Below are 13083 nucleotides of genomic sequence, written 5' to 3'. Positions count from 1 at the left end.
GCGACGGTGACCAGATGTGGGCCGCGCGATGTCGGTGATCGGTCAGGCGCCCACGACGAAACGCGGTCGCGCTGGGACGTTCGTCGTAAGCAATCGTGATGACGGCGTGCTCCGGGGTTCGCCGTCCGTTCATCCGGGGGCGTGGACCGCTCACCGAGATCGTGATCACGTCCGGGGGAGTTCACGACGGCTCCGCGGTGGGGCCGGAACCGTCCACGGTCCCGCTCGCCGGGGGTGGGCCGGTGTCCACGGGAGCCGGGCCTGCACGCGCCCTCGCCCGCGCGGGACCGCGCAGCGGGAGCAGGCCCGACCAGGCGACCCGGGTCTCGACCAGGGCGTCCCAGCCGTCGAGGCGGCAGGTCAGGAGCTCGGCGCCGTTGCGGGCGGCCAGGTCGGCGGCACGGGCGCAGGCGGCGGCCGTGCCGTCCACCGACCGGCCGGCGGCCGCGAGTGCGGACAGGTCCGCGGCGGCGGAGGCGACGTGCCGGGCGCGGGTGGCGGCGGCCAGGTCGACGCCGACGATGCCGACGAGCAGCAGCACCGCCGCCGCCGTCGCGGCCCAGACCGAGGCGACGCCCGCGTCGTCTCCCCGGCGCGGAGGGACCGGGCGGCTCATGGCGCGTCACCGGGTGGGGCCGACCCGGCTGTGACGCCGGGCCGGGCCGCCTGGGCCCCGGACCGGTCCGCGCCGGTCGTGACGCCGGGTTCGACCGCGGCGGTCGCGGTGCCGCTGATCGTGACCGGGAGCAGCCCGACCGGCCGGACCCGCACCGTCACGACGACGAGATCGCCGTCGAGGCGCAGCTCCGGCTCGGCTCCGGCCGGGGCCAGCTGCGCGGCCACGGCCCGGCCCCGTTCGGTGTCGCCGCGTGCGGCCTGGCGGGCCAGCTCGCGGGCGGCGTCGGTGCAGCGGACCCCGGCCGCCACCGCGGCGACGGCTCCGACCGCCGCCGCGGTGACCGCGACCAGGGTGCCGAGCGCCAGCGCCGCCTCGACGGTGACCGCGCCGTCGTCGTCCGCCGGGGAACTCGCCGGGCCGTTCCTGGTACCGACGGCTGGACCTCGGCCGAGGGTGCGGCAGCCACCGCGGCCGCGGCCGGTGCGGTGGGGGTCAGAGCGTCGTGGACAGCGCACGTTGCACGATCCCGGTGAGGGCGGCGAGGACGTCGCCGCCGCTGACGATCGCGTAGAGGAGCGCGGCGAACGCCGCAGCCGCGACGGTGCCGACGGCGTACTCGACGGTGGACATGCCGTCGTCGTCGGAGGCGAGTGCGCGCAGCCGGCGGTGCAGCAGGGAACGGGTGGGGGTCATCGGTGTCTCCTTCGTCGGGGGCCCGCGGGGTGCGGACCCGGTCGCCGCGCGGCGGTGGTCACCACCGCGCGAACGCCTCCCCGGCCAGCCCGATCACGACCGGCACGATGCCGAGGACCAGGAAGGCGGGCAGGAAGCAGAGCCCCAGCGGGGCGGTGATGCGGACCGCGGCGCGCTGCGCCCGCTCCTCGGCGAGGTCCGCCAGACCGGCGCGCAGTCGGGCCGCCTCCGCCGCGGCGGAGCGTCCGAGGGCGGCACCGGTACGGGCCGACCGGCCCGCCGCGCGGGCGAACCCGGCGAGCTCGGGGACCGGGCCGGCGGCGGCCCAGGCGTCGTCGGGGTCGGCGCCCAGGGCGAGCAGACCCGCGACCCGGCGCAACGCCTCCCCGGCCGGGCCGTCGAGCCGCCGGGCCGCGGCTCCGACGGCGTCCGCGACGGCGAGACCGGCGGCCAGACAGGTCGCCAGGAGGTCCCAGGCGGCGGCCAGGTCCGCGGAGTCCACCCGCGCGGCCGGCCCGCGGGCCGCCCGCCGGGCGAGCCACAGCAGCCCGCCGCCCGCCGCCGCGCCGACGACCGCGCCACCCGCCCCACTGAGGGCTCCGCCGAGCGCGGCCCCGGCGGGGACCAGCACCGCGAGGACCGCGGTGCGGGGTGGCGCCGCGGCCGCAGCGGTGCCGACGACGGCCCGCAGCCCGCGCAGCCGTCCCGGCCCGGGACGCCCGCCGACGACGGCCAGGGCGAGCGCGGCGAGCCCGAGCGCGGCCGCGGTCACGTCGGCACCGCCGCACGCAGGATCCGGTCGGCCCACGCCGCCCCGGCGACCGTGAGGACGACCCCGGTCAGCAGCAGCGCCGGCCCGTGCAGGCCGGTGCGCAGCACGGTCAGCGGCGCGATACCCATGAGCTGCCCGAGACCGATCCCGGCCAACGGCAACCCGGTCAGCACCGACGCCGTCGCCCGGGGTCCGGCGAGCTGGGCCCGCACCCGGGCGCCGTGCGCGATCCGCCAGCGGATGTCGTCGAGCAGCCCGGTGAGCAGGTCGGCGAGCGGGGCGCCGTGGGTGTCGGCGAGCTCCCAGGCCGAGGCGACCCGCTCGACGTCGCGCCGGGCGGGACCCCGCGCCGTCCGGCGCAGTGCCTCCGGTACCGGCTCACCGATCCGCGCGGCGACCGCCGCCGGCTCGAGCAGCGCGCGGGCGAGCGGCCCGTCGTGCACGTGCCCGGCCAGCGCGGCCGCGGGGTGCGCCCCGGTGCGCAGCTCGTCGGTGATCCGGGCGAGCGCGTCGGCGAGCTCGGCCGCCGTCGACCCGGCCCGTTCCGCGGCGCGGCGTGCGGCGACCCGGCGCCGCACCCCCCACGCCACCCCTGCTGCGCACACCGCACCGGCGGGGCCCAGGAGCAGCCACCCCAGCGGCGCGGCGAGCAGGGGCAACGGCGGAGCGAGCAGCCGGGCCGTCGGGAGGCCGATCGCGGTGCCGGTCAGGGCCCGCCACCGGGACCGGCCCGGCGCCGCGGGCAGTGTCAGCACCGCCAGCGCGAGCAGGGCGGGGACCGCGACGCCCTGCGGAGTCCCGGGCAGTGTGCTCAGCACGGCACACCGACCCCGCGCTCGCGCAGCAGCGTGGCGAGCTCGTCGCGGCCCGGTCCGGCCCCGCTGCCGCGGCTCCAGGCGGCCGTGACGCGGGGGGTGCCGTCGTCGGCGCGGCCCAGCACGCCGATCTCGTCGAGCGTCCGGCCGGCGCCGGGGCGGCGTCGCATGTGCAGCACGACCTGGACGGCGGCGGTCAGCTGCCCGTCGAGCGCGGCGGGGGACATCCCGCCGAGCCCGGCCAGCGCGCGCATCCGGGCCGGGATCTCGCGGACCGAGTTGGCGTGCACGGTGCAGCCGCCGCCGTCGTGACCGGTGTTCATGGCGGCCAGCAGGTCGCACACCTCGGCGCCGCGGACCTCGCCGACGACCAGCCGGTCCGGACGCATCCGCAACGCCTGACGCACCAGCTCACGCAGCGGCACCCCACCCGAGCCCTCGATGTTCGGCGGCCGGGCGACCAGCCGCACGACGTGCGGATGGCGCGGGGAGAGCTCCTCGGCGTCCTCGACGGTGATCAGTCGCTCGCCCGGGTCGACCGCGCCCAGCAGCGCGTTGAGCAGCGTGGTCTTGCCACTGCCCGTCCCACCGGCCACGAGCACGGCCAGCCGGGCGGTGACGATCGCGCGCAGCAGGGCCTCGCCGGTCGCGTCGAGGGTGCCGGTCCGCCGGAGCGCGGCCAGGTCGTGTCCGGCGGGGCGCAGCACCCGCAGCGAGATCGCGGTCCCGGCGGCCGCCACCGGTGGGAGGACGGCGTGCAGCCGGACCCCGGCGTCGGGGAGCCTGCCGTCGACGCAGGGACTCGCGTCATCGAGGCGGCGGCCCGCGGCGAGCGCCAGGCGCTGGGCGAGGCGCCGGACCGCGGCCTCGTCGGCGAAGGTGATGCCGGTGCGGCGCAGCCCGTCGCCGCGGTCGACCCAGACGGCGTCGGGCGCGGTGACCAGCACGTCGGTGGTCGCCGGGTCGCGCAGCAGCGCGTCGAGAGGGCCTGCTCCGGTGAACTCCTGGCGCAGGGTGCGGAGCGCGGCGAGGACGTCCAGATCGGACGCGACCCCACCGGACTCGGCCCGCACCGCCGCGGCGACGGCGGCCGGCCCGGTCTCGCCGCCGGCGTCGGCCAGCCGGGCCCGCACCCGGTCGACCAGCGGGTTCACGACGCCGCCCGCCGGGAAGCGGCCGTGCCGGAGAGGCGCTCGTGCACGGCCCGGGCCGCGGTGGCGAGCGGGCCCCGCCCCGAGCCGGGGGTCCGCCCCCGTTCGAGGGCACCGGCGAGGTCCCGCTCCGGGCGCATGGTCGTGAGCAACGACAGGCCGAGGGAGGCGACCACCTCGTCGGGGGTGATGCCGCCGGGGGACGGCCCGCGCACGACCAGCTCCACCGCCCGGGCGTGCTCGGCGAGCACGTCGGCGACCCGGGCGGCCGCGGCACAGGACCGCAGCCCGGCGGGGACCACCAGGACGGTCAGATCGGCGGTGCCGAGAGCGGTGAGTGCGGCGTCGGTGGGGTAGCGGGGCAGGTCGCACACGACGGTGCCGCCCGCGCGACGCCCGGCGTCGAGGACCGCGGTGACCGCGGCCGGCTCGGGGCCGTGCGGGGAGCGCGCGCAGGACAGCACCGACAACGCGGTGCGCCCGGACCCGGCCCGCGGCAGCGCGGCGTGCAGCGACGCGGCGCGCACCCGGCCGTCGCCGACCGACAGCTCCGGCCAGCGCAGCCCGGCCTCCTGCTCCAGCCCGACCATCAGGTCGAGGCCGCCGCCGAGCGGGTCGCAGTCGACCAGCAGCGCGGACTCCCCGGCCCGTGCGGAGGTCAGCGCGACGGCGGTGGCGAGCACCGAGGCGCCCGCCCCACCGCTGCCGCCGACCACGGCCAGCACCCGGCCGGCCCGCCCGTCGCCCGCTGCGCGCTCCCGGGCGTCGGCGAGGATGCCGGCCAGCCCGGCCTCGCCCTGGGGGAGCTGCACGACCCGGTCCGCGCCGAGGGCGACCGCGATCCGCCAGTCCTCCGCGGCGGGCTCGCCGGGGACGGTGATCACGACGCCGTCGCGGCGGGGGAAACCGGCCTCGCCGCAGCGCCGGGCCCCGGCCCGGTCGAGCAGCACGACCGGTGCGCGAGCCCAGGCACGGCGGGCGTCGGCCGCGTCGACCGCGCGCTGGGCGTCCATGTCGGCGGCCGCGGCGAGCCGCAGCAGCGCGTCGAGCAGCTCGGGATCGTCGGCCACGATCAGGCAGCGCCGGTCCATCGCGTCGTCCTCCACACCGGCCCGCCGGTGCGGGCCCCGGTGTCGAGCGTGCGGTCCCGGGAGGGCCTCGCCGGCCCCGATCGCGGGCCTGTGGACAACTTCGTGGAAACGGCTCGACCTGTGGACAACCCACCGGTTCCGTCGGTGTCGTGCGGGAGGATGTAGCACGGGGGAGGGCCCTCGCGGGCGCGCCATGGAGGAGCAGCACCGGAGCGGCGAGGAGCACACCGGGGAGGCGGGCGACCGACACGACCGTGTCGTCCCGACCCCGGACGCAGGACGACCCCCGCCAGGGGGGATTGGCGGGGGCCGTCGGGCGGTTCAGCCCCGGGGGGTCGAGCTGAACCCGCTCGGACCACGTCCGAGCTCGGTCAACTGTAGCCGGAACATGCCGGTCGCGCCCATACTCCGGCCGTGGGCTGCGCCGACCGGTACCGGCGACGATGTCGCTCTTGACCCCGACGGGGTGAACTGCACCACTGACCGGTGAGCGCGTTCGGGCGACCGGTCGCGTACGGCCGATTACTCTCCGCTGCTGGTCATCGGCCTGCTCGTACCCCCGGCCGGGCGGTGCGAGGACGGGCGGCGCCCACCGTGGGGCCGACGGTCGGCGGGGTGTGGACGGAGTCGGGGACCGGGGACGGGGCGCGTCCCGGTTCGGGCAGGCTGGACGGCGTGCCCGAGTCCTCCACAGCCCCCGTCGCCCCGGACCGGACCGCCGGTGCCGCCGTTCCCCAGGCGGTGTTCCTCGACCTCGACAACACGATCATCGCCGGGTCGAGCGCGCTGGCGTTCGCGCGTCCGTTCGCCCGCGCCGGCCTGATCGACCGCGCGACCGTCCTGCGCGGGGCGTGGGCCCAGCTGCTGCTCGTGCTCGCCGGGGCGGACGCGTCCACGATGGACACCCTGCGCCGGCGGATGGTGCTGATCTGCCAGGGCTGGGAGGTCGCGCGGGTCCGTGCGATCGTCGCCGAGACGCTGCAGGAGATCGTGGGTCCGCTCGTCTACCCCGAGGCGGTCCGGCTGATCGAGCACCACCGCGCGCAGGGGGCGGAGATCGTGCTGCTGTCGGCGTCGGGGCTGGAAGTCGTCGAGCCGATCGCCGAGCTGGTCGGGATCACGCGCTTCCGGGCGACCCGGATGCACATCGAGGACGGCCGCTACGCCGGGGAGATCGCGTTCTACTGCTACGGCGAGGGCAAGGCCGTCGCGGCCCGGGAGATCGCCGAGGAGCTGGGGCTCGACCTCGCGCGGTGTGCCGCCTACACCGACTCGATCACCGACCTGCCGCTGCTGGAGGCGGTCGGGCAGCCGTCCGTCGTGAACCCGGACCGGGAGCTGCGGGCGATCGCCCGTGAGCGGGGGTGGCCGGTGCTCGCGTTCGTGCGCGCCGCCTCCCGCCGGGACCGGCTGTTCCGGCTGCGCGACCGGCTGTCCGACAGGTTCGCGGCCGGGGCCCGGGGTGGTGCTCACGCCGGCCCGGCGGCCGATGGGACCGGCGAGGAGACCGGCGGGGTCGGTGCGGGCGAACCGTGGCGGGATCCGGCGCTGCTCGGTGCGGCCGCGGTCGGCGGGGTGCTCGCGGCGCTGGTGGCGGGGGCGGCCGGCACCCGGTCCGCCCGCGGTGGCCGCTGAGGTGATGGCCGGCCTGCGGGCGGGGCGCTGCCGGCCTCGCCGAGCGGCCCGCGCCCGTCCTCACCGCGGCTGCCGCGCCCTCGACCGCGGCGCGCCCGTCGATCAGTACGTCGGTGCTGTCCGGGTATCCCGCGACCACGCTCATGTACTGATCGACACGCGGTGAGCGGACTGCCGGGTGGCGGAGCGCGGGACGGTGCGGTGCACCCCGGGGCGACCGTCGATCAGTACATGAATGCTGCTCGGCCGCCGGCAAACAGCGCTGATGCACTGATCGACGGAGCCTCGCGGGCCGGTGTGGCGGGCGTGGTGCGGCGTGGCCGGCTGTGCCGGTGCGGGCAGCGGGTCGGCCGTGCCGGTGCGGGCAAGGGGGCGGCCGTGCCGGTGCGGGGAGTGGGCCGGTCGTGCTGATGTGGGTAGCGCGGCAGGCGTGCCGAAGCGGACGGCGTGGCCGGCGGTGCCGATGCGGGTACCGCGGCGGCCGTGCCGGTGCCGGTAGTGGGGCGACCGGAGCGGGCAGGGAGCGACCGGCGACCGGTGCGGGTGGTGGGGCCGCCGTGCCGGTGCGGACAGCGGGGCGGCCGACGACCGGTGCGGACCGTGTCGGGCCGGAATGCGGCCCGGATGCCGGGCGCGACCGCCGTCCGGGCGTCGTCGTCCACCCACCCGGCGGCCGTCGACGGTCACCCTGTGCTGCTGAACCGGTGCATCCCGGTGCGAGGGTTGCCCACATCACGTTCCGGGTCTACGAAGGAGTCACGGACCCCGGCCGGGCCAGGGGCGTCTCGGAGGAGAAGAGGCGTCTCCCCTGACCGGGCTCCGTACGTGGGAACCGGATCACGTCCACGCCGAGCACGCCGCGGGAGGCATGTCGTCGTGGGCCTGCGAACCGGGACGCCGGGCGCCGAGGCCGCACAACACGACACGTAGTGCACGCCAGGACGCCGGTTCCCACGTCGGGCCGGGTGGCGCCCCTCGGGGCACCACCCGGCTCTGTCGTGTTCGGGCCCGGCCGGAGTGCGGGGGCCCGGCCGGGGGTGCGGCGGCTCGGCCGGGGTGCAGCGGCTCGACCGAGGGCGCGAGGCCCGTGCCGAGTGCGTGGGCTCAGCCGGACTGCGCGGCGGCGATCGACAGGCCCTCCCGGCCGCCCGCCTCCCACTCCGCGCAGGTGTGGACGATCCAGCGGGCCAGACCGTCGGGCGTCCCGGACGCGAACGCCGCCGCGGCCTCCCGGTACTCCGCGGTGCGGCGCAGGAACCCCACCTCGGGCACCGACAGACCGCGCGGGTCCAGCCCGGTCGACATCGCGGTCAGCCGGGCCGCGGCCCGGGCCACGACGCCGTCGGCGGTGCCGAACGGGGCCAGGGTCAGCAGCTCGCCGTGCACGACGGCGACCAGCACCGGTGCCGGCACGGAGGTGCCCCCGCCGATCAGGGCGGCCAGCGCCGCGAGCCGTCCCGACGTCGCCGGGCGCGGCCTGCCCAGCACCTGCTCGTGCTCGGCGGCGGGCACGAGGTCGCCCGCGGCCAGCACGTGCAGCCGGGCGAGCCCCTGCAGTGGCGCGCGACCCCAGGTGTCGAGGAGCTTCGCGCGCTCGTCGGCGATCCGGACGGCGCCCGCGAGGACCGGGTCGGAGACGTGGTCGGCGGTGACCGGCCGCAGCGGTGCCCCGTCGACCGCGGCGGAGGAGCGGGCCGCGCGCAGGGCGGCCTCGGCGGCCGTCGCGGGCCAGCCGCGCCGGTTGACCGGCTGGTTGTGCACCTCGGTGGCCGCGTCGCGGGCGCGGGAGACCGCCTCGGCGACGCCGGGGAGGGCGGCGAGCGGGGCGAGCGGATCGGCTGCTGCGGGGCGGGCCATGGGCGTCATCGTCCCAACCCGTGGGTTACCGTCGGGTAGTACCCCTGCGGTGTGGACCGCTCGGCGACCGGTCGTGGTGATCCACCGACCGCCGGACGTCCGTCCGTCCGCCGTCGATGGTCTCGCGAACCCCCGTGACGCACCGGGGAGTGGCCCCCGGCCTGCGCGGACGGTCAGGTCCGGCCGCTGTGTCCTGTCCGTACCTGTCCCGACAGACGGTGCACGGGCCACGACGTTTCACTAGCGTCGGACAGCACACGTGCGCGCACACCGAGTGCGCCCGAGGCCGCCACGCCGGCCCGAAGTGACCCGCCGCGTCGAGGAGGACACGAGGACATGGCCGAGTCCGAGAAGAGTTCTGCGCTCAGCGCACTCTCCACCGAGAGCAGGTCGTTCCCGCCGTCGGAGGAGTTCGCGTCGCAGGCGAACGCCACCGCCGACTGGTACGACCGCGCCGACTCCGACCGCGAGGGGTTCTGGGCCGAGCAGGCCGACCGGCTGCACTGGACGACGAAGTGGGACACCGTCCTGGACTGGCAGCCCCCGTTCGCGAAGTGGTTCGTCGGCGGTGAGCTGAACGTCGCCTACAACTGCGCCGACCGGCACGTCGAGGCGGGCAACGGCGACCGCGTCGCCATCCACTGGGAGGGCGAGCCCGGCGACTCCCGCACCATCACCTACGCCGACCTGCAGCGTGAGGTCTCCAAGACCGCGAACGCGCTGACCGAGCTGGGCGTCGGCAAGGGCGACCGCGTCGCCATCCAGCTGCCGATGATCCCCGAGGCCGTGTTCTCGATGCTGGCCTGCGCCCGCCTGGGCGCGCTGCACAGCGTCGTGTTCGGCGGGTTCTCCCCGGGCGCGCTCAAGGCGCGCATCGAGGACGCCGAGGCCAAGGTGCTGATCACCAGCGACGGCCAGTACCGCCGCGGCAAGCCGGCTCCGATGAAGGAGAACACCGACGAGGCCGTCGAGGGCACCTCGATCGAGAAGGTCCTCGTCGTCAAGCGGACCGAGACCGACGTGCCGTGGACCGACGGCCGCGACGTGTGGTGGCACGACGTCGTCGACGGTGCCTCCGACCAGCACACCCCGGAGTCCTTCGACTCCGAGCACCCGCTGTTCATCCTCTACACCTCGGGCACCACCGGGAAGCCGAAGGGCATCCTGCACACCTCCGGCGGCTACCTCACGCAGTCCGCCTACACCCACAACGTGGTGTTCGACCACAAGCCGGGCGAGAGCGTCTACTGGTGCACCGCCGACATCGGCTGGGTCACCGGGCACACCTACATCGTCTACGGGCCGCTCGCCAACGGCGCTACGCAGGTGATCTACGAGGGCACGCCGAACACCCCGCACGAGGGCCGGCACTGGGAGATCGTCGACAAGTACAAGGTCTCGATCTACTACACCGCCCCGACGCTGATCCGCACGTTCATGAAGTGGGGCGAGGACATCCCCGCGAAGTACGACCTGTCCTCGCTGAAGGTGCTCGGCACGGTCGGCGAGCCGATCAACCCCGAGGCCTGGATGTGGTTCCGGGAGAAGATCGGCAAGGAGAACTGCCCGATCGTTGACACCTGGTGGCAGACCGAGACCGGCTCGCAGATGATCGCGCCGCTCCCGGGCGTCACCGCGACCAAGCCGGGCTCGGCCATGCGCGCGCTGCCGGGCATCTCCGCCACCGTCGTCGACGACACCGGCACCCCGGTCGGCAACGGCGAGGGCGGCTACCTGGTCCTCGACAAGCCGTGGCCGTCGATGCTGCGCGGCATCTGGGGCGACACCGAGCGCTACAAGGACACCTACTGGTCCCGCTTCGCCGAGCAGGGCTACTACTTCGCCGGTGACGGCGCCAAGTACGACGACGACGGCGCCATCTGGCTGCTCGGCCGCGTCGACGACGTCATGAACATCTCCGGGCACCGCATCTCGACCACCGAGGTGGAGTCGGCGCTGGTCAGCCACCCGACCGTCGCCGAGGCCGCGGTCGTGGGCGCCTCGGACGAGACCACCGGCCAGGGGATCGTCGCGTTCGTCATCCTGCGCGGGAGCGCGTCGAAGGACGAGGCGAAGGGCGAGGAGGCCATCAAGGCGCTCCGCGACCACGTCTCCAAGGAGATCGGCCCGATCGCCAAGCCGCGCCAGATCCTCGTCGTGGAGGAGCTGCCGAAGACCCGCTCCGGCAAGATCATGCGCCGCCTGCTGCGCGACGTCGCCGAGAACCGGGACGTCGGCGACGTCTCGACCCTCGCCGACTCGTCGGTGATGGACCTGATCTCGTCCGGCATGAGCGAGTCCAAGGAGGACTGACCCTCCGGTCCCGGCGGCCCCGGGCCCGTGCACACCGCACGGGACCCGGGGCCGATCGGCGACACTGGTCGGCGTGGACGAGCCGATCGAGGTGCGGCGGGGCTTCGTCGTGCCCGCCCGCGAGCTGCACTGGCGGTTCTCCCGCGCCTCGGGCCCCGGCGGGCAGGGCGTCAACACCACCGACTCGCGGGTGGAGCTGTCCTTCGACCTCGCGGCGTCGCCGAGCGTGCCGGAGGACCTGCGCGACCGCGCCCTGTCACGGCTGGCGAACCGGCTCGTCGACGGCGTGCTGACCGTCGTCGCCTCCGAGCACCGCAGCCAGCTCCGCAACCGCGAGGCCGCCCGCGGGCGGCTCGCGACCCTGCTCGGCGAGGCGACCGCGGCGGGCCCGCGCACCCGTCGCCCGACCCGTCCGACGCGCGGGTCGCAGCGTCGCAGGCTCGACGCCAAGAACCGGCGCGGACAGATCAAGAAACTGCGCGGCCGCCCGGACGAGTGAGGCCGTGTCCCCGGCGTGGCGTAGCCGAGCGGGTCGCCGGACCCCGTGGCACGATGGCGGCTCACCGAACGACGGCCGTCCGGGGGATCCCCAGCGCCCCGGGTAGGCGAGTGCACCAGCAGGAGGGAAGACGGTGGCCAGCAACAGCCAGTCGGGCAACGCGGAGGTTCCGCCGGTCCTGCCCTCGATCCCGCTCACGAACGAGCCGGGGCCGCGCGACGCGTCCCTCGGTGCCCTCGCGAAGGACGTCACCACCCACCTCTCCACCCTGGTCCGGTCGGAGGTGGAGCTCGCCAAGGCCGAGGTCACGGCCGAGGTGAAGAAGGGCGTGCAGGGCAGCGTCTTCTTCGTGATCGCCGCGGTGATCGGGCTGTTCAGCCTGTTCTACCTGTTCTTCACCCTCGCCGAGTTCCTCTCGCTGTGGCTCAACCGCGCCGCGGGCTTCGGGATCACGTTCCTGTTCATGCTGCTCGTCGCCGGCCTGTTCGGCTTCCTCGGCTACCTGCGGGTCCGCAAGATCCGCAAGCCCGAGCGCACCATCGACTCGCTCAAGGACTCCGCCCAGGTGCTCGCCCAGCGCGGCCACCGCGGTGACCGCGACAACGTCCGCGAGATCGCCGACGGCACCTCCGGGCGGCACGCCGCCGCGGGCTGATCCGGCGTGTCCGCAGCGACCGGTACCCCGCCCGACCCCTCGGTCGTCCGGGTGCCCGGTCCGTGGACGCACCGCGCGGTGTCGGCCAACGGCATCCGCATCCACCTCGCCGAGTACGGCCCGCCGACCGGCCCGCTGGTCGTGCTGCTGCACGGCTTCCCGGAGTTCTGGTGGACCTGGCGCCACCAGCTCCTCGCCCTCGGCGACGCCGGCTACCGGGTCGTCGCGCCCGACCTGCGCGGCTACGGCGACACCGACAAGACGCCCCGCGGCTACGACCTGTGGACCCTCGCCGGTGACTGCGCCGGGCTGATCCGGGCGCTCGGGGAGCCGCGTGCCCACGTCGTCGGGCACGACTGGGGTGCCGCGATCGGCTGGACGGTCGCCACGCTGCACCCGCGGCTGGTCGTCTCGCTCACCGGGCTCGGGGCGCCGCACCCGGTCGTCATGCGCGACGCGGTGCTGCGCGACCCGCTCGGGCAGGGCCGCGCGAGCCGCTACATGGCCGGGTTCCAGCTGCCGCGGCTGCCGGAGCGTTCCCTGCGTGCCGACGGCGGCGCCCGGGTCGGGCGGATCATGCGGGCGTGGGCGGGTCCGGAGTGGGCCGCCACCACCGACTTCGCCGACGCCGTCGCCCGCAACGCGGAGGCGATGCGGATCTCCACCGTCGCCCACTGCAGCCTCGAGTACTACCGCTGGTCGATGCGCTCCCAGGTGCGCCCCGACGGCCGCCGCTTCGCCCGCGAGCTCTCCCGGCCGGTCGGGGTGCCGGTGCTGCAGGTGCACGGCGCCGACGACCCGTGCGTGCTCGACACCACCATGCGCGGCGACGAGCGGTTCGCCGGTGCCGGGCTGACCCACCACACGCTCCCGGCCACCGGGCACTTCCCGCAGCAGGAGCACCCCACCCACGTCACCGCGCTGATCGGGGCCCACCTGCAACGCTGCGACGGCTGAGCGGACACCGGTTCCCCGTCGTCCGA

The 13083-nt window shown here is 76.3% G+C and carries 13 protein-coding genes; 5 read left to right on the top strand and 8 right to left on the bottom strand.

From position 1 onward, the window contains the following. Positions 1 to 181 precede the first annotated feature (181 nt). The 7 genes from KPL60_RS02195 to ssd are packed head-to-tail and all read right to left on the bottom strand — an operon-like array spanning position 182 to position 5141. Entirely contained in the window at positions 182 to 616 is a 435-nt protein-coding gene (locus tag KPL60_RS02195; RefSeq protein WP_226364715.1) for an Rv3654c family TadE-like protein, read from the bottom strand. Then, positions 613 to 1134, bottom strand: a complete 522-nt coding sequence (locus KPL60_RS02190; protein WP_226364714.1) for a TadE family type IV pilus minor pilin — start codon at positions 1132 to 1134, stop codon at positions 613 to 615. The genes KPL60_RS02195 and KPL60_RS02190 overlap by 4 nt, the downstream gene beginning before the upstream one ends. Then, positions 1112 to 1312, bottom strand: coding sequence for a DUF4244 domain-containing protein (locus KPL60_RS02185; protein ID WP_149663265.1), 201 nt, complete (start codon positions 1310 to 1312; stop codon positions 1112 to 1114). The genes KPL60_RS02190 and KPL60_RS02185 overlap by 23 nt, the downstream gene beginning before the upstream one ends. Positions 1313 to 1370: 58 nt before the next feature. Further along, positions 1371 to 2084, bottom strand: a complete 714-nt coding sequence (locus KPL60_RS34430) for a type II secretion system F family protein (RefSeq protein ID WP_226364713.1) — start codon at positions 2082 to 2084, stop codon at positions 1371 to 1373. Continuing rightward, complete coding sequence (locus KPL60_RS02175; protein WP_226364712.1) at positions 2081 to 2902, bottom strand: type II secretion system F family protein; 822 nt, start codon at positions 2900 to 2902, stop codon at positions 2081 to 2083. The genes KPL60_RS34430 and KPL60_RS02175 overlap by 4 nt, the downstream gene beginning before the upstream one ends. Then, positions 2896 to 4053 carry a TadA family conjugal transfer-associated ATPase gene (locus KPL60_RS02170; protein ID WP_226354805.1) on the bottom strand — a complete coding sequence of 386 codons (1158 nt, stop codon included), beginning with the start codon at positions 4051 to 4053 and terminating at the stop codon, positions 2896 to 2898. Before KPL60_RS02170 ends, KPL60_RS02175 begins: the two co-directional genes overlap by 7 nt. Then, positions 4050 to 5141, bottom strand: coding sequence for a septum site-determining protein Ssd (gene ssd / locus KPL60_RS02165; RefSeq protein WP_226354806.1), 1092 nt, complete (start codon positions 5139 to 5141; stop codon positions 4050 to 4052). Before ssd ends, KPL60_RS02170 begins: the two co-directional genes overlap by 4 nt. Before the next feature lie 675 nt (positions 5142 to 5816). On the opposite strand from ssd, the gene KPL60_RS02160 reads away from it, so the two are divergent. Continuing rightward, positions 5817 to 6776, top strand: a complete 960-nt coding sequence (locus KPL60_RS02160) for an HAD family phosphatase (RefSeq protein WP_226354807.1) — start codon at positions 5817 to 5819, stop codon at positions 6774 to 6776. A gap of 1104 nt (positions 6777 to 7880) precedes the next feature. On the opposite strand, the gene KPL60_RS02155 is transcribed toward KPL60_RS02160, so the two are convergent. Further along, on the bottom strand, positions 7881 to 8633 hold the full coding sequence (locus KPL60_RS02155; protein WP_226364711.1) for an oxidoreductase: 753 nt from the start codon (positions 8631 to 8633) through the stop codon (positions 7881 to 7883). Between the two features lie 336 nt (positions 8634 to 8969). Here KPL60_RS02155 and acs point away from each other — a divergent pair, with 336 nt between their 5' ends. The 4 genes from acs to KPL60_RS02135 all read left to right on the top strand — a co-directional run bounded on the left by acs (position 8970) and on the right by KPL60_RS02135 (position 13057). After that, positions 8970 to 10946, top strand: coding sequence for an acetate--CoA ligase (acs, locus tag KPL60_RS02150; RefSeq protein WP_226364710.1), 1977 nt, complete (start codon positions 8970 to 8972; stop codon positions 10944 to 10946). Positions 10947 to 11019: 73 nt separating this feature from the next. After that, entirely contained in the window at positions 11020 to 11445 is a 426-nt protein-coding gene (arfB, locus tag KPL60_RS02145) for an alternative ribosome rescue aminoacyl-tRNA hydrolase ArfB (RefSeq protein WP_226354809.1), read from the top strand. 133 nt (positions 11446 to 11578) lie between these two features. Further along, complete coding sequence (locus KPL60_RS02140; protein WP_178374796.1) at positions 11579 to 12100, top strand: phage holin family protein; 522 nt, start codon at positions 11579 to 11581, stop codon at positions 12098 to 12100. A 6-nt stretch (positions 12101 to 12106) separates the two neighbouring features. Beyond that, positions 12107 to 13057, top strand: a complete 951-nt coding sequence (locus KPL60_RS02135; RefSeq protein WP_226354810.1) for an alpha/beta fold hydrolase — start codon at positions 12107 to 12109, stop codon at positions 13055 to 13057. Positions 13058 to 13083: the final 26 nt, after the last annotated feature.

Origin of the sequence: Pseudonocardia sp. ICBG162 (assembly GCF_020496225.1) — a bacterium.
GTDB classification, from domain to species: Bacteria; Actinomycetota; Actinomycetes; order Mycobacteriales; family Pseudonocardiaceae; genus Pseudonocardia; species Pseudonocardia alni.
Note: the sequence above shows the minus strand (reverse complement) of the source record. Positions and strands in the feature narration are given on the sequence as shown.